Genomic DNA, 25,676 nt, shown 5'->3' with positions numbered 1-25,676 from the left:
CGCCTCCTCGACGGATAGGGCGCGAGGGCGCTGTCGCCGCCAAGGATTAGGTAGCGTCGCCAAGCTCCGGCGCGCTACTGCTGCCCGCCTCCCGTTGCAAATGCAGGAAATGCAGGTGGTTCTCGAACTGGTCGACGATATCCTCGATCACCTGTTCCTTGCTGTAGCCCATCAGGTCATAGCCCTGACCGCCCTCGTGCAGGTGCACCTCGAGCCGGTAGTAATAGGCCTGGGGGCGCGGCGCGCGCAGGGTGAACGACGGCATCAGGCATTGGTTGGGGTAGACCCGATAGGCGAAGTTCAACTCCTCGCCGAGATCCACCTTCAGGCTCAGATAGGGCAGGGCTTCGTCACCGGTTTCCACGCTCGCGTGGTAACCCTTCTCCGCCAGCACGGCCTTGACCTCCTCCATCGCCGGCTGGATGGTTTCGGCGAGAAAGGTCTGCGCTTCCTTTTCACTCGGAAAACTCATGGCCCGGGACAGGCGCGAGGCCCAGGACGGGTGGGCGCCGCCGGCGCTTGTGGTGCTTTCCGGCAAGTGACGGCCTAACGACTTGAGACTTTCCGCCTTCATGGCTTCCAGCCTCAGTGCCTTGGTCAGGCCGATCATCATCAGGAACAGGACGAAGGCAAACGGCAGCCCCATTACCACCACGGCGCTCTGCAACGCCGACAGGCCGTCGGTCATCAACAGCGCCAGGGTGACCACGCCGATAATCGCCGCCCAGACTATGCGCATCCACGTCGGGGCGTCGTCGTTGGGGTTCTTGATGATGGAGGTGAGGTTCGACAGCACCAGCGAGGCGGAGTCCCCGGAGGTGACGAAGAACACGATCGCCAGCAGCGTGGTCACCAGGGTGGTGAGGGTGACCCAGGGCAGGTTCTCGAGGAACAGGTAGATGGCGGAACCGGGGTTGGTCATGGCCTGTTCGCCAAACTCGGTGGCGCCGCCCATGACCATTTCGATGGCGCTGTTTCCCATGATGGACATCCAGCCCATCATGAAGGTCAAGGGCAGAATCAGGGTGCCGGCCACGAAGGTACGGATGGTTCGCCCGCGCGAGATGCGCGCCAGGAATAGGCCGACGAAGGGTCCCCAGGCGATCCACCAGGCCCAGAAAAACACCGTCCAGCCATTGAGCCAGTCGGTAGGCGGGGCGAAGGCGTAGGTGTTGAAGGACAACTGGACGAAGTGGCCCAGGTAGTCGCCGACGTTCATCACGAACGCGTTGAGCAGGAACATGGTATTGCCGGCGATCAGCACGAAGAGCATCAGCAGCACGGCCAGCAGCATGTTGAATTCCGACAGCCGGCGGATGCCGCGCTCGACGCCGGTGGCCGCGGAAACGGCGGAGAACACCACGATCATGATGGCGAGGATCGATTGGGTCAGCGTACTTTCGGGCACGCCAAACATGTAGTTGAGACCGAAGTTCAGCTGGATGATGCCGATGCCCAGGCTGGTGGCTACCCCGAAGACGGTGCCCAGGACCGCTGCGATATCCACCACATCCCCCAGCGGTCCGAATATTTTCCTGCCGAACACCGGGAACAGGGCCGAGCGGATCCGCAACGGCAAGCCATGACGGTAGCTGAAAAAGGCCAGGCACAGCCCCACCAGGGTGTAGATGCCCCAGCCGGACAGCCCCCAGTGCAGGAAGGTAATTTCCATGGCGTGGCGGGCGGCCTCGATGGAGCCGCCCTCGCCCACCGGCGGGCTGATGAATTGGGTAATGGGCTCCACGATGCAGTAGAAGATCAGGTCGATGCCGATGCCGGCCGAGAACAGCATGGCCGCCCAGGTCACCACATTGAACTCCGGCTCGGCGTGGTCGGGCCCGAGTTTGATGCTGCCGAAACGGGACATGCCGATCACGATGACGAACACCAGATAGGCGACTACGGCGATGAAGTAAAACCAGCCGAAGGTGTTGGATATCCACCCGAGCGCCGCGTAGATGGCCGCGTTGGCCGCCTCGGTGAAAAACATCGCCCACAAGGCGAATACGACGATGGCCAGTGTAGAGCCGTAGAAAACGATGGGGTTGATCCGATCCTTGCCACCAGACAGATCATGGTGGATGTGACTGGAATCGTACATGTCCGACCCTCCTGCGATGAGACGCCCGCGTGCCCGGACATCGACGCCTCAGAAATCAGTCTGTTCGCTCCCGCCACAACGATCCATGGCGAAAGGCCGCTCTCCGGCTATACGGTTGTACGGCTGAGTCACCGCAGCCTGTATCGACATCGGCAGGCCGGCATAAATACCAATGCATCGTGTACATGATAGAAGGGAAAAAAAAAGGCGGCCCTATTTCGCGCTGGAGCGCGGCGATAAAGGCGATAAATCAGGCGCTGCCCCCCGTGACGTATGGCATGGGTGTCTGTCATCCGGAGGAAGGGCCTGCCTTGTTTTCGACGCCGCGCTGTCGCGCAGCAAACTGTAGGAGCCAGCTTGCTGGCGATCTTTGTAGGTCAAAAGCATCGCCAGCAAGCTGGCTCCTAAAGGGCTCATCTCCTGATCTAATTTCTATATATAAAACAACGAGTTATTTTTGTTTGATGAGATAGAGAGAGAGAGAGAGAGAGAGAACGCCTGGTTTTTATCCGCGCATTTCGCGCCTGCAGTGCTCGCAACAGTTAACGAGTAACCATCGGGTTTGCTGGGCGGCGGTCGCGGATTGCGTTGGCGCTTTGGGGACTGTGACGCCTGCTTGAGCAGCAGCCGGCGGACAGACAATCGGCGGCGAGCACAGGGTTTTGTTACGCAACAGACCGGCAGCGGCGCCGCAGCTGCAAGGGAGTGCGCGGGCTGGCTTGGCGGCTTCGGGGACGGTTTGCGCAACCTTAAAGGGGTTGCCATGCACGCATGGCAACCCCTTATGGCAATCATTCAGGAATCAACGAATGGGAACGCCTCAAGCGCGGCTCAGGGCTTCTTCCTTGGCCAGGAACTCTTCCTGCAGCAGGGCCTCGGTGACTTGCTTGGGTTCTTCGCTCAGGCGCGGGTCGTCGATATGCCCGGTGGATACGGCCCTGACCTCCAGCTTGCCAACCATGTGATCGAGGGCATGACGCATTTTTTCGGTGGCGCCGTCCACGGCCTGATCGAGCGAGGAGGCTTTGTGGGTAACTGAAATGGATTGATGGCCTTTGGGCCGCGCTTCGATCTGGCAGCGCTTGTCGTCGGCGCCGGCCTTGTTGCCATTCTCGTCGCTGAGATGAACTTCAACCCGAGTGAGAAAATCTTCGAAACGATCCAGCCGCTCGGACACTGTCGCGCTTACCCACTCCTGAAGCCGGACACTTCCTTCGATATGGTTGCTTCTCACATGAATTTGCATGGTATTCCTCGCTTCTGACGGGTCTGTACCTTCGAGGGCTGACATGGCGCCGAGGTTCCGGACTTTGTCGTTACACGCTGACAAAGATTACAAATCGGGACGCTGCAACGGCAGATGCACAACCCTGTCTTGCGTTGAGCCTGCAGGGGAGCGCTGAGTAGGCTCCCGCACATGGCCACGTGACAGTTATGACAATGGCCGGCGTGGAAGGCAACCCCTATCGTTTGCGCGACGGGGTAAATGCTGGCTGGGATGACGCGGACGCAAGCACACTCGGCACCCGGATCGGCCGCTGGACATGGACTCCGGGCGCCTGCCGCGGGCCGACGCCCTCATAGTCACCTCGCGCGACTAGTCCGGTTGCCCCGGCTGCAGGGGGCCGATGCGCAATGGCCGCATCATCTCGTTGTCCTCGTGCTCGACGATGTGGCAGTGCCAGACGAACTGGCCGGGCGAGTTGAACTGTACGCGCAGACGCGTGACCTGGCCGGGGTAGGTGATGACCGTATCCTTGAAGCCGGTCTCCCAGGGCTCGGCTGGAATGGGCACGCTGCCGGGGGCTAGCTGCACCTGCTGTTCATCCTCGTCGACGAAGATATCCTGCCGGTCGATGACCTCGAACACCACCTCATGGATGTGCATCGGATGGGCGTCGGCGGTGGCGTTGTACAGCTCCCAGACCTCGGTCGCACCCACGGCCGGGTTCTCGGTCACCGGCTCTGCCCACTGGCGCTTGCTCCACTGTGCCGGCGCCTCGGCGGGGTCGCCGGCGAGAGTGCCCAGTAATGCTTCAGCTGGGGCATCGTAAAAGTAGTCCGACACCTCCTCGATCAGGACCAGGCGACGGGTGAGGCTTGCCGCCGGCAGCGGTGTGATCGCCGGCAACTGCAGAAACTGCGGCGGTGTACTCGGGTCAACGGCCACGGCCGGCACCACGCGAAACTCCAGGACCTGGCCGGTGGACGCCGGGTCGGCAATTTCGAAATCGAGACCCGGCTCGCCGCCTCCGAAGGGTTCGTCCGGGCCGATATTGCCCAACACGTAATTGCCCACTGGCACATTGGTGAAATCGACGATCAGGTCGGCCCGTTCGGCCAGACCCATCAGCAGGCGATTGCCGTGATCGGCGCTGAGGTTGACCGGCGCAGCCAGGAAGCCGCCTTCGTTGCCAATCTGCCAGACCTCCACACCGGGGATATTGCCGAAGTCGAGGATCAGGAAGCGCGACTGGCAGCCGTTGAGCAGGCGCAGGCGATAGCGCACCTGCTCGACGGTATGGAAGGGCCAGGTGTTGCCGTTAACCATCAGTGTGTTGCCGAAGAACTCGGGATTCCAGGCCGGCGCGATGTCGGTGTCGGGAATGAAGGGACCGGCAATGTCGTCGAAGAATTCGCGTGAGTCGGGGTAGAACAGAGAGCCATCGATGTTGAACGAACGATCCTGGATGGCGATGGGGATCTCGTAGTAGGTCTTGTTCGGCGGGAATTTGTCGTTCTCCCGCGGCGCCGGACTTGGCAGCAGCGCTGGCATGCCGGAGCGGGTATCGCTCACCGCCAAGTCGCCGTCCGGGCCACCACGTATCAGGTAGAAACCGGCCGGCCCGGCATAGACATTGAGTCGGGTCATGCCGAGAGTGTGGTCGTGATACCAGAGGGTCGAGGCGCGATTGAGGTTCGGATACTGGAAGGTGGCAAAGCCTGGCCCCCAGGTCTCACCGAATTTGGCCTCGGCCTTGCCGGCGAAGAAACCGTACCAGGTGCCTGCATGGGCGTAATCCTGTGGGATGTTGCTGGCAGCGGGCAGGTACCAGGCCTCGGTATAGCCGTCGCTCTCGTCGCCGACGCCGACTGCACCGTGCACATGGGTGACCATGGGCACCGGTCCGGTGTAGAGCGGCGGTGTGCTGTCGAAGCTCGGGCGCATGTCGCGCCCAGCGAGGCCGCCGGGCGGGTTGGCCCAGTGCAGGGTCGGGTCCACCGCCAGCAGGTGCGGCAGGTAGTTGCCGACATCGTCCGTGAGGTCGTTGATCCACTTCACCCGCACCGGCGTGTTCCACTTGGCCTCGATGGTCAGCGACGGGGCGTTATGCAGCAACAGGCCTCGACTGCCGTTGGCCGACAACGCGCCATAGCCCCACACGGTGGTGGCCGGCAGGCCCGCCGGGAGAATCTGCTGGGCGAACTGCTTGACCGATATCTCGTAGTAGTCGACCTGCTTGCCGGCCAACCGGTTGAACTTTGCCGCTCTCGGCATGACCGGCGGAATCAGCAAGGGGGTCTGAAACATGGCAATGTCATGTGGATCGAGTGAGCCACCGGGAATCTGTGCGAGTGCGACGGGCACGCCGAATCTGTTAATTGCATACAGTGTAAGAACGGTGCCGCCGGTATATTTCAAGAATGTACGCCGCGTGAACATAATATGAATCCCTACACGTCAAATTGCTTGAACCGCCGCCTGGGACCGTCCATCAATTTTCCGGAGGCATCCACTTTCAGGTTGCACATGACACGCTGTTAACCAACTTCCCTTGTCTGCCTTGTCTCACCGTTTGACCTGAAGACTGCCTGTATAAACGCGATGCTGTTCGAGAAATACCGCTGAGTGGGCGAAAGACAGCATTGGTGCGGCCCATTCGGCCCGCTACCTGAGCATAGCCAGCCTGTGTGCCATAGTTGTGCCACTGGTCGTATGTTGCCAAGGGCGCCTGGGCGATTGGCGCCGGCCGCGGCGAAAAATGGGCTTTGCTTGCTCTACCGGCCATTAGCCGACGGGAGATATATGACACTCGAAACCTGGGAACTGCTGTCCTACATCGTCACGGTGGTGGCCTTGCCCTTCGCGATTGGTGTGTTCCTCGTCGAACAGCGCAAGGAGCGCGCGAATGAACAGGAAGCCACCTGGCAGCAGATCTCCGATGCCTATATCGACTTCCTGGAAGTGGTACTGGCCAACCCGGACCTGAAGCTGCGCAGCCAGCCTGCCACCCCGGATTTGACCGACGAACAGCGCGAACGCATGTTGCTGATCTTCGATATGCTCATTTCCCTGTTCGAGCGTGCCTATCTGCTGATCTACGAGCCCAACATGGACGAGAAGAAACAGCGGCGCTGGCACTCCTGGGAGGACTACATGCGCGAGTGGAGCCGACGCGAGGACTTCCGCGAACGGCTGCCACAGTTATTGCGCGGGGAAGACCCGGATTTCGCCATCTACCTGCAGCGCTTGACGGAGGAGGAAGCGAGCGCACCAGGAGCCCCCTAGGTGGTGGTTGAACGCCACCCTACATCTGCGCCTGGCTGCGCGACTGTGGATATCAGGCGAAGACGAAGTACTTGCGCACCGTCTCGACCACTTCCCAGGTGCCTTGCATGCCCGGTTCGACGATGAAGATATCGCCGGCCTTGAGGTGGATCGGCGCCTGACCGTCCGGGGTGATGATGCAGTAGCCTTCCTGGAAGTGGCAGTACTCCCATTTCTCGTAGGCGACCCGCCATTTGCCGGGAGTGCAGATCCAGGTGCCCATGATCTTGCTGCCGTCTTCCGAGGTGTAGGCATTGAGGTTGACGGTGTGCGGGTCGCCGGCAAGCTTTTCCCATTTGCAGGCGTCGAGCATCGGCATGGGGGTGGTATCGCGCAGAACGGTGATCGGGCTGGACATGTCTACTCCAAGTTTTTCGGCTGATATAACAGCCGCCTAACCTAGAGGGTCTGGCGTCTGCACGGATGTCTGAAGTCGACCCCGAAATGCCTGGAAACGCGCCGATTGAGCCTGTGGCGGATCGACCCTTGCTCAGCGCGCATCGCGGATACCGTAAAGGCCAGGTGACTGACGAGCCTGTTGACGCATAACGCCACCCCGAGCTGGTTTCTCGACAGGGAAAATCGGCCCAGCCCAGGGAATACGGCGCTGGGCCGGGGTTTATGCGCGTTAATTCCTGAAGCATCAGGTTTTATCGCCACTCGTACTAAACCTCTGGCGATAAATCGGGCTACCTTATGACTTAGGACAGCAATAGGGAGGGCCTAAGCGAATGACGACACCCAGCATCACTTGTCCCCCAATCAGCACCCGCGTGATTCTGCACGCTGGCCGCAGTGCCAAAGCACAGAATGCACGTACAACCATGGAGTCCGAATGACAGACCGTGGGTGCAGGTCAACGACAGATGGCAACCGAACTTAGCGCTTAGCGCGTAACGCCGTAGCTCGCGTAGGGGAAAATCGTACAAGGCGAAACAGTAGAGCGGTATAACCCGACCATAGGTCAGGATTGATAGCCTTAGCGCTAACGAAGCTCCGTTCAACTGCAGAGCATGGCGATCCAACGCAGCACCCTGGCACTGATCCAGGCGGCCAGCGATACCGATCCAGCGCCCCGACGGGGCGTGAACCATCGAAATCCGAGACGCTGCTGACCCTCATCAGCGCCGCCTCGGTTGTGAATTTTCCTCTCCCCTGACGCATTCTTATCCCGGTTTAGCATCGGGATAAGAATGCGTCGTTTGCGCTCCCGAATTTGCCTCTGTACCCAAGCCCCTTCAGGTGAGTGCAGAACTATCAGGACACATCGGTACAACACCGCATTCTGCGGGCTGTCGCTTCGCTCCGAAGCCGCCCTACGAATAGGCGCCACCCAGCCTGGAGCAATCCGCGGTCCGTAGGGTGTATATGGACTCCTCCACAGCTTCAAGCTTCGAATTGTTGAAAGTCAGCGCTAACGTATATTCGGCTTCTATTTGTGGAGACCGTCGTCTCCGAGCCTAGATGGGGCGTTCGCAACACCGGTGCCTATCGTCACTGCGACGCTTCTTGCGCCTACACCCTACTCGGCATTTCCGGCGTTCGGTCTGACCTGATTCAACCATCTCAGCGATGCTGCTGTTTGAAAAGCCTCCTGCGTGTTAACCCAAGTGTACGAAAGACCTTAATACCCTCCTGCGGTGATGTTCGCCCAGCCTTGGCGGGTGATGCGGTAATCCTGCGGGTGTTTGAACAGGGCATAGATAATCCGGGCCATGCGATTGGCCACCGCGATCACGACCACATTACGACGCTTGTGTTTGTCCAGCAGGCGCCGGGCCAGATCGCTCAGCGGGTCCAGATGGCGATGACAGTTGCTGACCACGGTGTGCGCTCCTTGGGTCAGCAAGTGCCGTCGATAGGCATCGCCCCACTTGGTGATCGAGCCGAGCCAGTGTGTGGACCCACTGGAGTGCTCCGTCGGGGTCAGCCCCAGGCTGGCGGCAAACTGGCGCGCATCGGCATAGCGTTCGACACCCCGGCCATGTTCGGCGACAAACGCCGTCGCAATCACCGGCCCCACCCCGAAGATACTGGTTAGGTGCATGGCCAGGGGCGATTGCTGCGCCGCCTGGCGCACGCGTTTTTCCAGCGCGCTCAGTTGCGCATCAAGGGCTTCCAGGACCTTGAGCTGCAAGCCGATTATCTCCAGCAATGGCTCGCTGACTTCGGGGTCGAGCCGTTCGGCGACGCGCGCCAGGAGCAGTTGAAATCCCTTGTCGCCCTTGCCGGCCACGCAACCGCGCTCGGCCAGTAAACCGCGGATGTGGTTGCTGAGCTGAATGCGTTGTTTGATCAATAACTGCCGTGCGCAGTGCAATGCCGCCAGATCTTGTTGCTCCAGGGTTTTGGTGGGTACCGGACGTACCCGTTTGTCGCAATGGGTGGCGTAGATCGCGTCGGCATCATTGCCATCGTTCTTGTTGCCCACGCGTTTTTTGGCCACGAACTGGGCAGGCAGCAAGCGGGTCTGGTGACCTAAGGCTTCGAACCGGCGGCTCCAGTGCGAGGCACCGGCACAGGCTTCCATCACGATCAGTCCACGCGGCATCTGGGCGTCACAGAAAAACCGTTCGAACTGGCTTCTCGTCAAGGTGCGCTGCTTCAGGCACTCGCCAGAGTGGTTGAAGCTGTGTACCTGGAACTTCTCTTTGGCCAGATCGACGCAATGGATGTGCATACGTGCCGCAACGGGATTAGCATGCATGACGGGCTCCTCCTCTTGGTTAGTACTGTGACTCTTTCTCAGAACACATTACTTGGCACCTAGATGCCGTCTACAGGAGGAGGAGTCCATCCCATCATCACTCGCCGCAGGCAGTGCACCAGGGTTCATCGGCGCGGCACACAAGCTGAGGATTGTCGAATGCCGCCCGGGCCGCCCCTCTCCGGATCGAGCGGGCCGCTCGACCTGGAACCATCCTCAATCCATATCAGCTGTTATCGATTGCCGCGCTACGTCAGGCCATGGCCCGTTGTTGCTCGGCCCAGGCGCGCACCTCGGCGTAGGGGTAGCTGTCCAACGCAGCGAAGCAGGCAATCCCGAGCGCCTTACAAGCCAGCCGGAGTAAAGTCCGCAGGCCAAGGCTGCTGACTGGCGACGGCCTCCAAGCACAGCGTTGAGTCACCCTCGACCCAGCAGACGAAGTGGCCGCCAGACGGCAGCAAATGGTGCCTGAAGGGCAAGCTTAGCTCCTGCAGCGGCTGGATCTGCTCAAGGCCGTGGGGGTATTTAATGATTGAATAGAATCCGACCGACGTCTTCGAGCGCTCCAACACCTCGAAACGATGGCGCGCTACTGCCAAGCAGTGAGGCCCAGCGTCAGCCTGGCCAAACAACCGCTCCAGCGCAAAAAGCTCAACCCGATCAAGTTCCATAGCTACCACCCGAGTTAAGGTTCACGGTGTTGCGAAGGCCGGGCTCGCCGCCGCAGGGCGGCGACGAGCGGACTCAATCAGTCGCCATAGATGTCGAAGTCAAAATACTTCTTGCGGATCTGGTCGTAGGTGCCGTTGGCGCGAATGGCGGCCAGGGCCTTGTTCAGCTCGGCAGCCAGTGGGTCATTTTTGCGTACCGCGATGCCGGCGCCCGTGCCGAAATATTGCTGTTCGGTGAAGCTTGGGCCAACGAACTGAAAGGGGCTGCCTTCCGGCGTCTTCAGCAGGCCTTCTTCGATGGCGATGGAACCGGCCAGACTGGCATCCAGGCGGCCGGCCAGCAGGTCAAGGAACACCTCGTTCTGGGTGCCATAGCGGATCACCTCGGCGCCAGCGGGCACGAAGTATTCACTGGCATAGCGGTCAAAGTTGGTGGCGCGCTGCACGCCGATGCGCTTGCCCTTGAGATCCGCCGGGATGCGGTCGATGCCAGTGTCTTTGCCAGCGACCAGCTTCGCCGGGACGCGGTAGTAGCTGTGGCTGAAGTCCACCGACTTCAGGCGTTCCTCGGTGATCGATACCGACGACAGAGCGGCGTCGATCTTGCGCACCTTGAGCGATGGGATCAGGCCGTCGAACTCGACCTCTTTCCATTCGCAAGTGACCTTCATCTCGGCGCACAGCGCCTGGCCGATGTCGTAGTCGAAACCCTGGATCTGATTGTCCGGGGTTTTGTAGGCGAAGGGCGGGTAGGCCGCCTCGATGCCCAGGCGCAGGGGCTTGTCGGCGGCCTGGGCGGTGCAGGCAAATGCGACCAGCGTCGCCAGGCCGAGGGTCTTGAGAGTGCTGTAGCGATTCATAGGTGGCTCCAATTACGTTGTTGTTGTAATCCAGATGCTCCAGGAAATGAAGTCACCCGTTATCGGCAGCAGCAAGCCGAATGACTGCTGTGCATGGCGCTTGGCTGGCCATTCAGGCCATACCTCCGGGCGGACCCGGCGGGTTCAGGGTGAGTGCTGTGCTCAGACCGCCGCAGTGACGATCAGCTCGAGGCGGATGTCGGTATCATCGAAGGTCACTTGGGCCGTGGCGCGGGCCGGTGTCTCGCTGGGGGCGAACCAGGCGCTCCACTGATCGTTCATCGCCGAGAAGTCGCTGAGCATGTCCTTCATCCAGATCTGCGCGCTGAGCAGGCGGCTTTTGTCGCTGCCGACCTCCGTGAGTAATTCCTCCAGGCGCTGCAGCACCTGGCGGGTTTGCCCGCGAATATCCTGACTGCAATCGGCGGCGACTATGCCGCTGAGCCAGGCCACGCCGTTGTGCACCACCACGCGGCTGAGGCGGGGATTGCTGTCGATGCGTTGGATGCTATTCATTAGGACTCCTGAGGGGCGCTGGCTATGGGCTCGCTGGCCAACTGGGCGAGGGTGATGGGTTTCAAGGGCGAACGGATGCGGTAGTAGCCGACCTGCGCCGGGGGGACGCCACGGCGTTCGGCGATCACTTCGGTCACGCTCAGGCCACACAGGCGCCCCTGGCAGGGACCCATGCCGCAGCGGCCGAATGCTTTGGTCTGGTTGGGGCCGAGGCAGCCGAGGTCGACATGCTGGCGTACGTCGCCGGCGCTGACTTCCTCGCAGCGGCAGACAATGACTTCATCTGCCGGTACGCGGTTTTCCAGTGGCGGGCGGTACAGGGTGTCGATCAAAGGGCGCGTAGCGAGCTGTCGAGCCAGGGCGCGCCGATAGGGTTTGGCGAGCGCCTCGATGTCAGGCGCAGCGAGGCGTTGCAACTGCCCGGCGATGGCCAGGGCAGCGATCCGGCCCTGTTGCTGCGCCGCCAGCGCACCGCCAATGGCGCCACCGTCTCCGGCGATGAAAATGCCCGCCTGGCTGGTTTCGCCCCAGACGTCGCGCCCGGCGCTCCAGCACAGTTGCTCGTTGTTCCAGTGGTGCTGCAAGCGCAGCGACCAGCTGATCTGGCTGTTCGGCACCACCCCTTGGTGTAACAGGATCAAGCTCGCCGGAATGCGGCGCTCAATGCCGCCACTGCTGAAGCGCAAGGCCTCGGCCTGCTCTTCGCCCTGAATAGCCAGATGACGCGCGCCGCGGTAATGCGCGACGCCGGCGCGGCGCAAGCTCGCCAACAACGACAGGCCCTTGAGCAGCTCGCGCCAGCCGCGCAAGGCGCCCGGCAGCTGGCGCCAGGCGCGGAGCGCATCGGCGTGACTGCTGGTATCGACCAGCGCCGCCAGCGCAACACCGGCGCGCAGGTACTGCACGGCCAACAAGTACAGCAGTGGGCCGCAGCCGGCCAGAACCACCGGCCCCTTGGGTAACAGCGCGGCATTTTTCAGCAGGATCTGGCCGGCACCGGCGGTCATCACTCCGGGCAGGGTCCAACCGGGAATCGGCATGGGCCGTTCATAGGCACCGGTGGCGATCAGCAAGCGCCGCGCGTGTAAGACCCTGGCGCGGCCGTCGAGCAGGTAGTGCACCTGCTTCTGCGCGGTGACTTGCCACACCGCGGCGCCGGCGATATAGCGCGCGCCGCAGGTCATAAAGGCAGCGCTCAGGCTTGCTCCGGCCTGGTAATCCGCACCGAGTATCGCCAGGCGTTGCGGGTCGCTGCCGTCGATGTTGCGGTAGATCTGCCCGCCGGGTGAGCCCTGCTCGTCCAGCAGCGTCACGCTCAGGCCATGGCGACACGCCTCGAGCGCCGCACTCATGCCGGCGGGGCCGGCGCCGATGATCAGCAGGTCGACGGATTCAAGCGTCATCGTGGTGCTCCTCCAGCGCAGGCGCCGGGCTCAGGCTGCGGGCCCCGCGCTGGCTGCGCACGCGCATGCCGGGTGAGACTGGCAATAGGCAGGCCTGGCAGTTGGGCATGCCGTCCACTTCGACCAGGCATTCGAAGCACACGCCCATCATGCAGTAGGCCGCGCGCGGGCTGCCGCTCACCGGGGTGCTGCGGGTATGGCGAATACCGCTGGCGAGCAAGGCGGCCGCCAACGAGACACCGGCCGGCACCTCTAGGGCTTGGCCATCGAACTCGATACTGAGCAACCCTGCGTCGGAGGGCAGTTGGCGGAACAGGCTGTCAGCTGGCATGACGCACCTCGGCAGGGGCGGCGAAACGTTGCAGGCCGAAGGAGCTGATCTCCACCAGTGCCTGCTCACCGGCGATCCAGGGCGCCAGGCGCAGTGCGTGAGCGGCGGCCAGGGTCACGCCGCTGTGGCAGGACAGCACGCTGGCGCCCGGTGCGCCGGGCAGGGCCTGATAGATAGGCGCGCCATCCGGGCTCAACACCCGCAACGCGCCCCAGGCACGCACCAGACGGACATTCGCCAACCGCGGAAAACACCGCACCGCCCGCCCGGCAATATCGGCCATGACCGCGCTGCTGGTGCCGTCGTCGAAGCCCACCGACTCCGCCGAATCGCCCAGCTGCACGGTGCCTTCGTCGGTCTGGCGGACGGTGCTGGTGGGATAGTGCAGGAACGGCTCGAGGCGTTCGGTTACCAGGATCTGCCCGCGACTAGGCTGCACCGGTACCGGCTGGCCCAGCAAAGCGCCGAGCTCGCGGTTGCCCAGCCCGGCCGCCAGCACCAGGCGCTCGCTGTGCCAGCGCTGGTCACCGCAGGCAACCTCGAAGCCCTCGCCGCGTTGCGCGATGCCACTAACCTGACGTCCATTGAGTAGTTGCACGCCGCGCTGGTGACAACCGGCATGCAAAGCGCGCAGCAATTTAAGCGGATTGATGTGGCCATCCAGCGGCGAATAGCAGGCGCCAACCACCTGCGGACCGACACCGGGCAGGCGCTTGCGCAGGGCGGCGGGATCAAGCAGTTCGAAGGGATAGTCGCCCTCCAGTGCATCCTTGAGCCAGCACAGACGACGGCTTTCTTCGGCCATTTCCGCATCGGACAGGCACAGCTGAAAGCCGCCGGGCTGGCGCAGTTGCACCTCGATGCCGGTGTCGTCCAGCAGCATGCGCGCCAGTTGCGGCCACAGCGCTACCGATTGCAGGGTCCACTGCGCATAAGCCGGCATGCCGTAGCCTTTGCCTTGTACCCAGAGCAGGCCGAAGTTGCCGCGCGCCGCGCGCAAGGCCGTGTCGCCCTCGTCCAGAACGCTGACCTGGCGCCCCAGGCGAGCCAGGCCGTAGGCGATGGCCATGCCGAGCAAACCGCCGCCAACGACCATGATCTCAGTTTTTTGCATAGGGTGCGCCTCAGTCAGGATTGCTCCCGTTGTTGTTCCGGGATTCACTCAGACGGCCATGTCGGTGAAGATGCAATTGATCCTAGGGCGCTTATGCGACGATGAAAAATGCTTTATTTTTGCAAGACTATGTCTTTTCGTTATGGGGTTGCGACGGATGAATCTGCGTCAATTGGAAGCCTTTCGTGCGGTAATCCTCGGGCAGACCGTCACCCGCGCCGCCGAGATGCTGCACATCTCCCAGCCGGCGGCGACCCGGCTGATCGGCGCGTTGGAGGAGGACATCGGCTTCGCCCTGTTCGAGCGGACCAAAGGCCGTCTGCAGCCCACCCCGGAAGCGCTGGTGCTGTACGAAGAAGTGCAGCGCTCGCTGCTGGGGGTGGAGCGCATCGCCCGTACCGCCCGGGAAATAGGCAACCTCACCCGCGGCTCGCTGCATATCGCCTGCGCGCCGGCGCTGGGACTGTCCTTTCTGCCGCGGGCGATCAGCGCTTTTCTCAAAGCGCACGAACAGGCGCAGATCACCCTGGTGGTGCAGTCGTCGCGCGAAGTGGTGGACCTGGTGGTGGGGCAGCGCTGCGACCTGGGTTTTATCGTGCAACCCAATACTTACCCCAGCCCGCGCAGCGAGAAGCTGCTGAAATCGCGCCTGCTGTGCGCCTTGCCGGTCGGTCACCGGCTACAGGACAAGGCACTGATAGTGCCCGAGGACCTGGAGGGTGAAGCCTTCATCTCCTACCCGCAGACGATTGCCTCGCGCCAGCATATCGACGCGATTTTCGCCGCCCATGACGTGCAGCGTGAACTGCGCCTGGAGACCCAGCTGTCGATCCCCATGTGCATGTTTGTCGAGCAGGGCGCTGGAATTGCCCTGGTGGATGCCATCAGCGCGCTCGAATACCGGGGAAGCGGCGTGCTGTTTCGGGCCTTCGAGCCGGCGATCGAGATGGATTTCAGCATGCTGATTCCCACCCAGGCCCGGCTCTCTAAATTTCATCACGGTTTTTTGGAGCATATACGCCACTTCGTGGCACTTGAGATACCCGACAGCTACAGACTCCCTTAAGGGGCCTGCCGATCCGGCCAGGTCCCTGCAACTACTCGATCGAGAACCGGGTCGTTATGCGCTCTCAATCCGTCATACCGCAACCTTCCGGCGCCATGGCGCGCGTTTCGATCGAGCGCACCAGGAGCCAGCACCGCCCGGTCAAGCCGCTTAGCCGGCCTGCTCGGCCCAGCGCCGAACCTCGGCATAGGGGTACCGCTCCAGCGCGGCAAAGCCGGCCATACTGCGCGCCTTGAGCTTGGTCAACAGCGGCACGCTTATCCCGCAGAGGAAGCGAGTCAGGCATTCGGCGCTCGGGGGAGTGCCTTTCAGCTCGGCGTGGCGCTGGATGAAGCTGCCGCACAGGCGGTGCAGGTCATGCTCGGCCAATGCGGGCAGTGGCGGCGGCTCCGGCAGGTGGGCGACCTGACCATGGCACACCGAGCAGTGGCCGCAGCGCTCGGGCGCCTGGCGGTCACCGAAGTAGGCGGCCAGACGCTGACTCAGGCAGTGCTCGGTGGCGAACAGCTCGAGCATGGCGTGGATGCGGGTGATCTCACTGCGTTCCTGCTGCTTGAAGTAGCCATGCAATTCGGCGCTCAGGGCTGCGGGGTCGAAGCCGGCATCGAGCAGCGCGTAGACCTCGGTCATCTGCTTGCTTTCCAGCTCGATCCAGCCCTGCTCCTGGAAGTAATCCAGCGCCTTGACCACCCGCCCGCGCTCGGCCTGGTGCTGCTGGTAGAGCGCGTCGAAATCCAGGGTGCACCAGGTGCGCGCACGTTGCGAGCTGTTGAGGATGGCCTCGACGAACTGGCGACGTTCGCCGTCGAACTTGGCCAGCAGGGCCTCGGGTTCGAGCAGGTGTTTGAAGCGGTATTCGGCGAAGTAGGCATAGCGCGGGGCGATGATGCCGCGCAGCTCCAACTGCACCAGCAGGGTCTTCAGGGGCAGCTGGCGGATATTGCTCTGTTCGGACAGGGCGCCCAGCATCAGCTCCCACTGACCGTCCTGGCCGTTCGCCAGCAACTCATCGAGCACGCAGCGGATGCCCTCCTCCTCAGGCGTGTCGCCATAGACGAAGTTTTCCAGCACGTTGAGGCTGTCGCGGTTGGCCAGCACCAGGCAGTCGGAGGCCTGGCCGTCACGCCCGGCACGACCGATTTCCTGGCTGTAGTTCTCGATCGACTTGGGCAGGTCGAAATGCACCACGTTGCGGATGTCGCTCTTGTCGATGCCCATGCCGAAGGCGATGGTGGCGACGATGCAATTGATCTGCCCGCCCATGAAGCGGCGCTGGATCGACTCGCGGGCTTCATGGGCCATCCCGGCGTGATAGGCGCTGGCGGCGATACCGCGCTGGCTCAGGCGTTCGGCCACCTGCTCGGCGGTCTTCTGCTGGGTGACGTAGACGATGCTCGGCTGCTCGGCCTTGGCGCCCAGCCACTCGACCAACCGGCGCTGCTTGTCGGCGCCACTGACCGGCTCGACCAGCAGGTTGAGGTTGGGCCGGTAGAAGCCGGTGGTGATCACATCCGCCGCGGCGATGGCGAACTTGGCCTGCATGTCGGCGATCACCGGCGGCGTCGCCGTGGCAGTGAGCAGCAGCACCTGGGGAATGCCGAACTGGCGCTGGTAGTCGGGCAACTTGAGGTAGTCGGGACGGAAGTTGTGGCCCCACTCGGAGATGCAGTGGGCTTCGTCGATCACCAGCAGGGAGATTGGCACCTGGCCGATGAAGTTGCGGAAACGTTCATTCTTCAGGCGTTCGACCGAAATCATCAGGATCTTCAGTTCGCCGGACTTGGCCCGGGCCATCACCGCGCTGGCGTCTTCGCGGCTCTGCGCCGAGTCGATGCTGGCGGCGCTGATGCCGTGGCGGGCAAGAAAGGCCAGCTGATCCTGCATCAGCGCCAGCAATGGCGAGACCACCAGGGTCAGGTGCGGCAGGTGCAGTGCCGACAACTGGTAGCACAGCGATTTGCCCGAACCGGTCGGGAAGATTGCCGCCGCCGAGCGCCCAGCCAGCACGGCGCCGATCACCGCTTCCTGGCCGGGACGCAGTTGCTTGAAACCGAAAACACGTTCGAGAGTTGTGTACATGAGCTGTCACTCCGTTGACCGCTGGATGGCCCGTGACCATAGCGCGGTGAGGGTGAGTCAGGCCACCCATAAACGATGCGGTGGGCGGTGTCGCCTGCGAGTGCCAGGCAGCCGTGATCTGGTCGCGAAACTGTCCTCTCGGCACCCTCGCTGGTCAGCGGCGGGTCGACAGTTCGCGCCCACAGCGCGAGCAGCGCCACCAGTCAGGCGCGAGGTGCGGAAATGACAAAGCCGCCCGAAGGCGGCCCTGTCGCAGGAGGCATAGCGGCTTAGAGCTGCGGGCCGGCCTGCTTGATGGCGTCGCTGACATCGAACTTCTTGAAGTTGTCGATGAACAGCTTGGCCAGGCCTTTGGCGGCTTCGTCGTAGGCGTTCTGGTCTTCCCAGGTGTTGCGCGGGTTGAGCAGGATGGTTTCGACGCCCGGTACCGACTTCGGCACGCTGAGGTTGATAATCGGCAGTTGCTCGGTTTCGGTGCCGATCAGCGCGCCGCTCTGGATTGCGGCAATCACGCCACGGGTGGTGGGGATATTGAAGCGCTTGCCCACACCATAGCCACCGCCGGTCCAGCCGGTGTTGACCAGGTAGACCTTGGAGTTGAAGCCGCGGATGCGCTTGATCAGCAACTCGGCGTACTCGCCAGCCGGGCGCGGGAAGAACGGCGCACCGAAGCAGGTGGAGAAGGTCGACTTGATGCCGCTGCCGCTGCCCATTTCGGTGGAACCAACCAGTGCGGTGTAGCCCGACAGGAAGTGGTAGGCCGCCTGCTCTTCGTTGAGGATCGACACTGGCGGCAGCACGCCGGTCAGGTCGCAGGTCAGGAAGATCACCGCGTTCGGCTCGCCGCCGAGGTTCTTCTCGCTGCGCTTCTCGACGAACTCCAGCGGGTAGGCGGCGCGGCTGTTCTGGGTCAGGCTGTCATCGGTGTAATCCGGCACGCGCTGTTCGTCGAGGATGACGTTTTCCAGCACGGTGCCGAACTGGATGGCCTTCCAGATCACCGGCTCGTTCTTCTCGGACAGGTCGATGCACTTGGCATAGCAACCGCCCTCGATGTTGAAGACCACGCCTTCGCCCCAGCCGTGTTCGTCATCGCCGATCAGATAACGCGACTCGTCGGCCGACAGGGTGGTCTTGCCGGTGCCGGACAGACCGAAGAACAGGGTCACATCGCCCTCTTCGCCAATGTTGGCGGCGCAGTGCATCGGCAGCACATCTTTTTCCGGGAGCAGGAAGTTCTGCACCGAGAACATGGCCTTTTTCATTTCACCGGCGTAACGCATGCCGGCCAGCAGAACCTTCTTGGCGGCGAAGTTGATGATCACGCAGCCGTCGGAGTTGGTGCCATCACGCTCGGGCACGCACTCGAAGTTGGCCACGTTGAGCACCTTCCACTCGTCCTTGCCGGCAGGGTTGTAGGTCTCGGGATTGATGAACAACTGACGGCCGAACAGGTTCTGCCAGGCCGTGGCGGTGGTCATCTTGACCGCCAGGTAGTGCTCCTCGGCGGAACCTACATGGACGTGGGAAACGAAGAAATCCTGATCGCGATTGAACGCCTCGACACGATCCCAGAGGGCGTCGAACTTGTCGGCCGGGAACGGGCGATTGATCGCGCCCCAGGCGATTTGCGCCTCGGTGCTCGGCTCCCGAACGATGAAGCGATCAGCCGGCGAACGGCCAGTGCGGTGACCGGTACGGACGACCAGGGCGCCGCTGGCGGCCAGTTCGCCCTCGCCGCGGCGAATGGCTTCTTCGACCAGTTGGGCGGCGCTGATGTCGGTGTACACGGCGGTGTTGGCTTGCGTCATGAGGGTCCCCGTCGGCCAATGGGCCGAGTTTTCCAAACGGTTTGTAGTAAAAGCAAAGACACTACTACAGCGAGAAAAAAGTCGCGGAAGTATGCCAGAAAGCACGTCTCTTGGCAGTACCCGATCCGCTAAGCGGGTCGATAGACGAACGCTATCGGCTTCAATGCAGCGTGTCCGCAGGCCCTGCGCTGCCGCCGCCAGCGAACAGCTGGGCAATGTCGGCGGCATCGAACGCATAGCGTTGATTGCAGAACTGGCAGTCGATCACCACCTGCCCGGCATGTTCGCTCAACAGCAGTTCGGCATCGGCCTGCCCCAGACTGACCAGCGCATTGGCCGAACGCTCACGCGAGCAGCTGCAGCGAAACTGCAGCGGGCGCGGTTCGAACAGGCGCAGCGACTCTTCATGATAGAGGCGGTGCAACAGGGTTTCGTTGTCCAGGCCGAGCAGCTCTTCGTGGCTCAAGGTGCTAGCCAGGGTCGTCACATGCTGCCAGCTGGCCTCACGCTCTTCCGGTTCTTTCAGACGATCGGCCGGCAATTGCTGGAGCAGCATACCGCGCGCACGTTGACCATCGGCACAGAGCCAGAAGCGGGTGGCCAATTGCTCGGACGTGGTGAAATAGTTGGTCAGGCAATCGCTCAGCGTGGCGCCGTCCAGATCGACGATACCTTGATAGCGCTGGCCTTGGGCGGGGTCAACGGTCATCGCCAGCACACCATCGGGCATCAGCTCGGCCAGGCCGGCATCGGCGTTAATCTGCTCGGCATGATAGCGGGCGATCCCGCGCAGTTCGCCGGCACTGGAGCATTCGACCATCAACAGCGGCAGCGCACCCGAGGAGCGCGCCTGCAAAATCAGCAGACCGTCGAACTTCAGGGTGCCAACCAGCAAGGCTGCAGCGGCCAGCAGCTCGCCGAGCAATTGCGCGACCGGCTGCGGATAGTCATGTTTGGCCAGCACGTGCTGGTAGCTCTCGCCCAGGACGACCAACTCGCCGCGAATGTCGGCGTCGTCGAACAGAAAGCGTTGGGTGAAATCGGGCATAGCGGGCTCGCCTGCAAGGGGAATTGCTAGAGGCTGGCGATTTTATGCACAAATGCCGGCCTAACCAAGGGCCGCGCGCCGAATCACCGCCACGGGCTGATCGATTGACGATCAGTTTTTGCGGGATTTGCGGTTCCGGCACGGCCGCATCACGTGAGTGACATCGGCCGTCCGGTCAATCAAATGCGCAGAATTGCTCTCACGGCGTCGGCTTCAACCGCGAAAAGCCACTCGGCGCCGCCGCCAGCTACGAGGCCGAAGCGCAACACCGCCCGGCGCACGCCGCCATCAGTCCGTGCGTCTGCGCTACGGCAGATGCTCGAGCACGCTGGCCGCCGACTGGAAGGGCAAGCCATGAGCTTCGGCGACGCTGGCGCAGGTGATCATGCCCTTGGCCACGTTGAGGCCATTGCACAGGTGCGGGTCATCCTCCAGCGCGCGGCGCACGCCTTTCTCGGCGAGGGCGATGACGAACGGCAGGGTCGCGTTATTCAGCGCCAGGGTCGAGGTGCGCGCCACCGCGCCGGGCATGTTGGCCACGCAGTAGTGCACCACCTCGTCGACCACATAGGTCGGATCGGCGTGGGTGGTGGCTTTCGAGGTCTCGGCACAGCCACCCTGGTCGATCGCCACATCCACCAGCACCGAGCCGGGTTGCATCTGCCGGACCATCTCGGCGCTGATCAGCTTGGGGGCGGCGGCACCGGGAATCAGTACGCCACCGATCACCAGGTCGGCCGCAAGGATCTGCTCGCGCAACGTAGCGCGGGTCGAATAGAGGGTGGTGATGCGGCTGGCGTACTGGTTGTCCAGACGCCGCAGGGCGTCGACGTTCTTGTCCAGCACCGTGACGTCGGCGCCCAGCCCCACCGCCATGGCCAGGGCATGACTGCCGACCACGCCGCCGCCGAGGATCACCACCTTGCCCGGCGCCACGCCCGGTACGCCGCCGAGCAGCACACCGCGCCCGCCCTTGGCTTTTTCCAGGCAGTTGGCCCCGGCCTGGATCGACATGCGCCCGGCCACCTCGGACATCGGCGCCAGCAACGGCAGACGGCCGTGGCTGTCGGTGACGGTTTCGTAGGCGATGCAGGTGGCGCCGCTGGCCATCAGCTCATCGGTCTGCGGCCGATCCGGCGCCAGGTGCAGGTAAGTGAACAGGGTGTGCTCGGGACGCAGCCGCGCGCGCTCGGCGGTCAGCGGCTCCTTGACCTTGACGATCAATTGCGCCTCGGCAAACACCTGCGCCGCGTCCCCGGCGATCTGCGCGCCGGCCGCCTGGTAGTCGCCGTCGCTGAAGCCGATGGCGGTGCCGGCCAACGTCTCGACCCAGACCTGGTGGCCAAGACTGGTCAGTTCGGCGACCGAGTGCGGGGTCAGGCCAACGCGGTACTCATGGTTCTTGATCTCTTTGGGAACACCGATACGCATAATCCTCTCCTTAATCCAGCCGAGTACCTTGAAGTCTAGAAGAGCGACGGCGCTGGCCTCCCTGTATATCCGCCGCGCTTCAGGGGAAAGCTCTGATTAATCCGCGTATCACGGCACATTTTCCGACACCCGGCGCAGAGCGCGACAGCTTGTCCGCCGCCGGTCAGCTGCGCGGATGCAGCCAGGCCGGCGCCAGGGTCGCCGGGTCTATCGCCGGTGCCTCAGCCAAGTCGACGCCGTGGGCCCGCAGCATGGTGGCGAGCCGGCCATCGGCATAGGCGCCAAACAGTTCGCTGCAGCCACCGACCAATTCGCCACCGATGAATACCTGTGGAATGGTGAGCATCCCGCTCTTGCGCCGCAGCGCCACACGCAGGCGGCCACCGAGGTCGCCCTGCTGGTACTCGACCGAGTCCAGGTCGACCGAGCGGTAGGGCACGCCGAGGGCGTGGAACAGCTTGCGCGCCGACCAGCAGAACTCGCACCACTCCAGGGCGAACATCACCAATGGCTGCTGGCGGTCGGCGAGGATCTGCGCCAGCAACGCCTCGGCCTCGGCATCGGCGACCGGCTCGACAGGTGCCGACGGCCCGGCGCTGGGCGCGCTGACGGCAACGTCGAAACGAAAGTTGGGCGTCGAGCTGGCCAAGTCTTGCTCCTCCTCGGTCATGTCCACGGCAATGTCCTCGAACAGCGGCGTGGACAGGTAGCGCTCGCCAGTATCCGGCAGCATGCAGAGGATGCGACTGCCTGGGGCAGCATCGGCGGCCACGGCCATGGCGCCGGCGAAGGTGGCCCCGCTCGACGGCCCGCAGAAGATGCCCTCCTGGCGCGCCAGCTGGCGGGCGTAGTGCAGGGCCTGGTTGCCGTTGACCGGCATGATCCGGTCGATCAGGCCAAGACGGCGGGCATCTTCGGTGAGCTTGGGGATGAAGTCCGGGGTCCAGCCTTGCATCAGATGGGGGCGAAACGCCGGGTGACTCTCCAGCGGCCGACCCTCGGCGTCATGCATCTGTTCGATACCGCTCCCCAGCAGCGGCGAGTTATCCGGCTCGCAGACCACGATGCGGGTTGCCGGGCGGTACTCGCGCAACACCCGCGCGGTGCCCTTGAGGGTGCCGCCGGTGCCGTAGCCGGTGACGAAGTAGTCGAGCTTACCATCGGCGAAGGCATCGAGAATTTCCAGGGCGGTGGTGCGCGTGTGGGCGTCGGCGTTGGCCTCGTTCTCGAACTGGCGCACCAGGAACCAGCCATGAGCCGCCGCCAGTTCCTCGGCCTTGCCGACCATGCCGCTACCCTTCAGCGCCGCCGGGGTGAGCACCACCCGCGCGCCAAGAAAACGCAGGATCTTGCGCCGCTCGATACTGAAATTCTCGGCCATGGTCACCACCAGCGGATAACCCTTGGCTGCGCAGACCATGGCCAGGCCGATGCCGGTGTTACCGCTGGTGGCCTCGATCACCGTCTGCCCGGGCTGCAGGGCGCCGCTGATTTCGGCCGCCTCGATCACGCTGAGGGCCATGCGGTCCTTGACCGAGCCCATGGGGTTGAAGGCTTCCGCCTTGACATACAACTCGACGTCGGGCGGCGCCAGGCGGTTGATACGGATCACCGGGGTGCGGCCAATGGTGGCCAGAATGCTCTCGTAGCGGATGTTCATCGCAGCCTCCGTCAACAGCCTCGACCGCGCCGGGGCTCGCACCTGGCGAGCACCTGCGCGGTCGATGGCCGGCTAACTTTTACTCTTGAGTTCGGCCATGCCCTGGAGCAGCTCGATCGGCAGCGGAAAGACGATGGTCGAGCTCTTGTCGGTGGCGATATTGCTCAGGGTCTGCATGTAGCGCAGCTGCATGGCACCGGGCTGACGACCGAGCATTTCGGCGGCCTGCATGAGTTTTTCCGAGGCCTGCAATTCACCCTCGGCATGAATCACCTTGGCCCGCCGCTCACGCTCGGCCTCGGCTTGCTTGGCGATGGCGCGAATCATCGATTCGTCGAGGTCGACATGCTTGATCTCGACATTCGCCACCTTGATGCCCCAGGCGTCAGTCTGCGCGTCCAGCACTTGCTGGATATCGATATTCAAGCGTTCGCGCTCGGCGAGCATCTCGTCCAGCTCGTGCTTGCCGAGTACCGCGCGCAGGGTGGTTTGCGACAACTGGCTGGTGGCGCCGTGGTAATCCTCGACCTGGATGATCGCCTTCTGCGGGTCGAGGACGCGGAAGTAGATCACCGCATTGACCTTGACCGAGACGTTGTCGCGGGAGATCACGTCCTGGGTCGGCACGTCCAGCACGATGGTGCGCAGATCGACGCGCACCATCTGCTGGATGCCCGGAATGATGATCACCAGACCCGGCCCCTTGACCCGCCAGAAGCGCCCCAACTGGAACACCACGCCGCGCTCGTATTCGCGCAGGATACGAAACGCCGAAACCAGCAGCGCCATCAACAGCACTGCCAGCGTGGCAAAACTCAATTCGAAACCCATGTCAGTCTCCTTGTGGCGGTGTGTCTTCAGTGGTGGCGACGTCCAGCGTCGAGCCTTTGCGCGCCAGCACCCGCACCTGCTGGCCGGGTTGCAGCGGCACCTGGCTGACGACCTGCCAGTTCTCGCCTTGCAGTTGCACCCAGCCGCCCAGCGGGTTGCTTGGCTGCACCGCCTGGATCCGCGTCAGGCTGCCGATCAATTCGCTGTCGCCGCCGACCAGGGCGCGGCGCCTGGCGCGCAAGGCCATGCTGAGAATGGCGAAAATCACTCCGCCAGTGGTCAGGGCCAGGGTCACGATCAACGCCAGGGGAATGCCGAAGCCGGGCACTTCGGTGTCGATCAGGATCAAGGCGCCGAAGACGAAAGCGACCAGCCCGCCAATCCCGAGCACGCCGAAACTCGGCAGGAATGCTTCGGCGGCGATAAAGGCGATGCCGAGCAGGATCAAGGCCACTCCCGCGTAGTTGACCGGCAACAGCTGCAGGGCATACAGCGCCAGAATCAGGCAGATACCGCCGAGCACGCCGCCGACGCCGCTGCCCGGGTTGGAAAACTCGAAGAACAGTCCATAGACGCCGATCATCATCAACAGCAGCGCCACACTGGGATTGGTGATCACCGCCAGCAACTGTGCCCGCCAGTCCGGCTCGCGGCTGACCACCACGGCATCGGCGGTTTGCAGCGTCACCTCGACGCCCGCGGCGGTGAAGCGCTTACCGTCCAGTTGCCTGAGCAGGTCGGCCAGGTCACGGGCGAGGTAGTCGACCACCTTGCGGGCGAGCGCTTCTTCGGCGGACAGGCTGACTGACTCCCGCACCGCCCGCTCGGCCCACTCGGCATTGCGCCCGCGCATCTGCGCCAACCCCCGGATATAGGCGGAGGCATCGTTGATTTGTTTCTTGCTCAGGGTATCGGTCGGTACGCCGGCCTTCTCGGCCTCGCTGGCCTCGCCGGGCTTGTCGCCCTTATCGGCGCTTTCCGGCTGGTCCGGTGCGGGCGACGGTGAACCGGGCATGCCGCCGATCTGCACCGGGGTGGCCGCGCCAAGATTGGTGCCCGGCGCCATCGCCGCAATATGGCTGGCATAGAGGATATAGGTGCCGGCACTGGCGGCCCGTGCACCACTGGGGGCAACAAAGCTGGCCACCGGAATCGGACTGGCGAGAATCGCCTTGATGATCGAGCGCATCGAGGTGTCCAGACCGCCGGGGGTGTCGATGCTCAGCACCACCAGTTGCGCGCCCTCGTCTACCGCGCGGGACAGGCCACGCACCACGTAATCGGCGCTGGCCGGACCAATCGCACCATCGACGCGCAACTCCACCACCATTCCAGGTGCCGCCATCAACCCCGCAGGCAAGAGCAACAGGGCCAGGACCAAGAGCAAACGCAATATCGGGAAAACCTTCACGGCCCTCTCCACGACAGCCGCTACAGGTGGCAAAAGACTTGCTAAGTACGGTTGTCTGCTTAGAAGGATAGTCCATGACTTTTCGCG

19 protein-coding genes are annotated in these 25,676 nt (G+C 63.1%); 2 read left to right on the top strand and 17 right to left on the bottom strand.

Annotated features, from left to right (window positions below):
- Window positions 1–46: 46 nt before the first annotated feature.
- From betT to LJY18_RS19420, 3 genes are all read right to left on the bottom strand, one after another.
- Window positions 47–2,101 carry a choline BCCT transporter BetT gene (betT, locus tag LJY18_RS19430; RefSeq protein ID WP_238043620.1) on the bottom strand — a complete coding sequence of 685 codons (2,055 nt, stop codon included), beginning with the start codon at window positions 2,099–2,101 and terminating at the stop codon, window positions 47–49.
- 820 nt (window positions 2,102–2,921) lie between these two features.
- Window positions 2,922–3,347: an HPF/RaiA family ribosome-associated protein gene (locus LJY18_RS19425; protein WP_238043618.1), complete on the bottom strand. Its 426-nt coding sequence runs from the start codon at window positions 3,345–3,347 to the stop codon at window positions 2,922–2,924.
- A gap of 351 nt (window positions 3,348–3,698) precedes the next feature.
- Window positions 3,699–5,633, bottom strand: a complete 1,935-nt coding sequence (locus tag LJY18_RS19420) for a multicopper oxidase family protein (RefSeq protein ID WP_238043616.1) — start codon at window positions 5,631–5,633, stop codon at window positions 3,699–3,701.
- A 495-nt stretch (window positions 5,634–6,128) separates the two neighbouring features.
- Between LJY18_RS19420 and LJY18_RS19415 the strand changes: the two genes are divergently transcribed.
- Window positions 6,129–6,611, top strand: a complete 483-nt coding sequence (locus tag LJY18_RS19415; protein ID WP_238043614.1) for a hypothetical protein — start codon at window positions 6,129–6,131, stop codon at window positions 6,609–6,611.
- A 52-nt stretch (window positions 6,612–6,663) separates the two neighbouring features.
- On the opposite strand, the gene LJY18_RS19410 is transcribed toward LJY18_RS19415, so the two are convergent.
- The 7 genes from LJY18_RS19410 to LJY18_RS19380 all read right to left on the bottom strand — a co-directional run bounded on the left by LJY18_RS19410 (window position 6,664) and on the right by LJY18_RS19380 (window position 14,252).
- A complete protein-coding gene (locus LJY18_RS19410) occupies window positions 6,664–7,008 on the bottom strand; it encodes a cupin domain-containing protein (protein WP_238043612.1) in 345 nt (114 codons plus the stop codon).
- Window positions 7,009–8,274: 1,266 nt separating this feature from the next.
- Window positions 8,275–9,357, bottom strand: coding sequence for an IS110 family transposase (locus LJY18_RS19405; RefSeq protein ID WP_238043610.1), 1,083 nt, complete (start codon window positions 9,355–9,357; stop codon window positions 8,275–8,277).
- 748 nt (window positions 9,358–10,105) lie between these two features.
- Window positions 10,106–10,888 carry an ABC transporter substrate-binding protein gene (locus LJY18_RS19400; protein ID WP_238043608.1) on the bottom strand — a complete coding sequence of 261 codons (783 nt, stop codon included), beginning with the start codon at window positions 10,886–10,888 and terminating at the stop codon, window positions 10,106–10,108.
- A gap of 162 nt (window positions 10,889–11,050) precedes the next feature.
- Window positions 11,051–11,404, bottom strand: a complete 354-nt coding sequence (locus LJY18_RS19395) for a RidA family protein (protein ID WP_238043607.1) — start codon at window positions 11,402–11,404, stop codon at window positions 11,051–11,053.
- Window positions 11,404–12,807, bottom strand: coding sequence for an NAD(P)/FAD-dependent oxidoreductase (locus LJY18_RS19390; protein WP_238043605.1), 1,404 nt, complete (start codon window positions 12,805–12,807; stop codon window positions 11,404–11,406). The genes LJY18_RS19395 and LJY18_RS19390 overlap by 1 nt, the downstream gene beginning before the upstream one ends.
- The gene (locus LJY18_RS19385) at window positions 12,797–13,138 is read right to left on the bottom strand and encodes a (2Fe-2S)-binding protein (RefSeq protein WP_238043602.1); all 342 of its coding nucleotides are present in this window, start codon (window positions 13,136–13,138) and stop codon (window positions 12,797–12,799) included. Before LJY18_RS19385 ends, LJY18_RS19390 begins: the two co-directional genes overlap by 11 nt.
- Window positions 13,128–14,252 (bottom strand): NAD(P)/FAD-dependent oxidoreductase, encoded by a 1,125-nt coding sequence (locus LJY18_RS19380; RefSeq protein ID WP_238043600.1) that lies wholly within the window; start codon window positions 14,250–14,252, stop codon window positions 13,128–13,130. The genes LJY18_RS19385 and LJY18_RS19380 overlap by 11 nt, the downstream gene beginning before the upstream one ends.
- Window positions 14,253–14,409: 157 nt before the next feature.
- On the opposite strand from LJY18_RS19380, the gene LJY18_RS19375 reads away from it, so the two are divergent.
- Complete coding sequence (locus LJY18_RS19375; RefSeq protein WP_238043599.1) at window positions 14,410–15,318, top strand: LysR substrate-binding domain-containing protein; 909 nt, start codon at window positions 14,410–14,412, stop codon at window positions 15,316–15,318.
- A 150-nt stretch (window positions 15,319–15,468) separates the two neighbouring features.
- Here LJY18_RS19375 and LJY18_RS19370 read toward each other — a convergent pair whose 3' ends face one another.
- The 7 genes from LJY18_RS19370 to LJY18_RS19340 form a co-directional block, all read right to left on the bottom strand.
- The gene (locus tag LJY18_RS19370) at window positions 15,469–17,397 is read right to left on the bottom strand and encodes a RecQ family ATP-dependent DNA helicase (protein ID WP_238043597.1); all 1,929 of its coding nucleotides are present in this window, start codon (window positions 17,395–17,397) and stop codon (window positions 15,469–15,471) included.
- A gap of 269 nt (window positions 17,398–17,666) precedes the next feature.
- Complete coding sequence (locus LJY18_RS19365) at window positions 17,667–19,208, bottom strand: phosphoenolpyruvate carboxykinase (protein WP_238043595.1); 1,542 nt, start codon at window positions 19,206–19,208, stop codon at window positions 17,667–17,669.
- A gap of 160 nt (window positions 19,209–19,368) precedes the next feature.
- The gene (gene hslO / locus LJY18_RS19360) at window positions 19,369–20,256 is read right to left on the bottom strand and encodes an Hsp33 family molecular chaperone HslO (RefSeq protein ID WP_238043592.1); all 888 of its coding nucleotides are present in this window, start codon (window positions 20,254–20,256) and stop codon (window positions 19,369–19,371) included.
- A 306-nt stretch (window positions 20,257–20,562) separates the two neighbouring features.
- Entirely contained in the window at window positions 20,563–21,687 is a 1,125-nt protein-coding gene (ald, locus tag LJY18_RS19355; RefSeq protein ID WP_238043591.1) for an alanine dehydrogenase, read from the bottom strand.
- 163 nt (window positions 21,688–21,850) lie between these two features.
- On the bottom strand, window positions 21,851–23,347 hold the full coding sequence (locus LJY18_RS19350; RefSeq protein WP_238043588.1) for a pyridoxal-phosphate dependent enzyme: 1,497 nt from the start codon (window positions 23,345–23,347) through the stop codon (window positions 21,851–21,853).
- 72 nt (window positions 23,348–23,419) lie between these two features.
- Window positions 23,420–24,178, bottom strand: a complete 759-nt coding sequence (locus LJY18_RS19345) for a slipin family protein (protein ID WP_238043585.1) — start codon at window positions 24,176–24,178, stop codon at window positions 23,420–23,422.
- Window position 24,179: 1 nt separating this feature from the next.
- Complete coding sequence (locus LJY18_RS19340) at window positions 24,180–25,523, bottom strand: NfeD family protein (protein WP_238043781.1); 1,344 nt, start codon at window positions 25,521–25,523, stop codon at window positions 24,180–24,182.
- Window positions 25,524–25,676: the final 153 nt, after the last annotated feature.

It is taken from the genome of Pseudomonas sp. MMS21 TM103 (assembly GCF_022132145.1).
GTDB lineage: Bacteria > Pseudomonadota > Gammaproteobacteria > Pseudomonadales > Pseudomonadaceae > Aquipseudomonas.
This window is presented reverse-complemented; position numbering and strand designations above follow the sequence as displayed.

Coding starts and splice junctions, on each gene's coding strand:
- betT (WP_238043620.1), bottom strand. CDS start 2,101: ATGTACGATTCCAGTCACATCCACCATGATCTGTCTGGTGGCAAGGAT.
- LJY18_RS19425 (WP_238043618.1), bottom strand. CDS start 3,347: ATGCAAATTCATGTGAGAAGCAACCATATCGAAGGAAGTGTCCGGCTT.
- LJY18_RS19420 (WP_238043616.1), bottom strand. CDS start 5,633: ATGTTTCAGACCCCCTTGCTGATTCCGCCGGTCATGCCGAGAGCGGCA.
- LJY18_RS19415 (WP_238043614.1), top strand. CDS start 6,129: ATGACACTCGAAACCTGGGAACTGCTGTCCTACATCGTCACGGTGGTG.
- LJY18_RS19410 (WP_238043612.1), bottom strand. CDS start 7,008: ATGTCCAGCCCGATCACCGTTCTGCGCGATACCACCCCCATGCCGATG.
- LJY18_RS19405 (WP_238043610.1), bottom strand. CDS start 9,357: ATGCATGCTAATCCCGTTGCGGCACGTATGCACATCCATTGCGTCGAT.
- LJY18_RS19400 (WP_238043608.1), bottom strand. CDS start 10,888: ATGAATCGCTACAGCACTCTCAAGACCCTCGGCCTGGCGACGCTGGTC.
- LJY18_RS19395 (WP_238043607.1), bottom strand. CDS start 11,404: ATGAATAGCATCCAACGCATCGACAGCAATCCCCGCCTCAGCCGCGTG.
- LJY18_RS19390 (WP_238043605.1), bottom strand. CDS start 12,807: ATGACGCTTGAATCCGTCGACCTGCTGATCATCGGCGCCGGCCCCGCC.
- LJY18_RS19385 (WP_238043602.1), bottom strand. CDS start 13,138: ATGCCAGCTGACAGCCTGTTCCGCCAACTGCCCTCCGACGCAGGGTTG.
- LJY18_RS19380 (WP_238043600.1), bottom strand. CDS start 14,252: ATGCAAAAAACTGAGATCATGGTCGTTGGCGGCGGTTTGCTCGGCATG.
- LJY18_RS19375 (WP_238043599.1), top strand. CDS start 14,410: ATGAATCTGCGTCAATTGGAAGCCTTTCGTGCGGTAATCCTCGGGCAG.
- LJY18_RS19370 (WP_238043597.1), bottom strand. CDS start 17,397: ATGTACACAACTCTCGAACGTGTTTTCGGTTTCAAGCAACTGCGTCCC.
- LJY18_RS19365 (WP_238043595.1), bottom strand. CDS start 19,208: ATGACGCAAGCCAACACCGCCGTGTACACCGACATCAGCGCCGCCCAA.
- hslO (WP_238043592.1), bottom strand. CDS start 20,256: ATGCCCGATTTCACCCAACGCTTTCTGTTCGACGACGCCGACATTCGC.
- ald (WP_238043591.1), bottom strand. CDS start 21,687: ATGCGTATCGGTGTTCCCAAAGAGATCAAGAACCATGAGTACCGCGTT.
- LJY18_RS19350 (WP_238043588.1), bottom strand. CDS start 23,347: ATGAACATCCGCTACGAGAGCATTCTGGCCACCATTGGCCGCACCCCG.
- LJY18_RS19345 (WP_238043585.1), bottom strand. CDS start 24,178: ATGGGTTTCGAATTGAGTTTTGCCACGCTGGCAGTGCTGTTGATGGCG.
- LJY18_RS19340 (WP_238043781.1), bottom strand. CDS start 25,523: ATGGCGGCACCTGGAATGGTGGTGGAGTTGCGCGTCGATGGTGCGATT.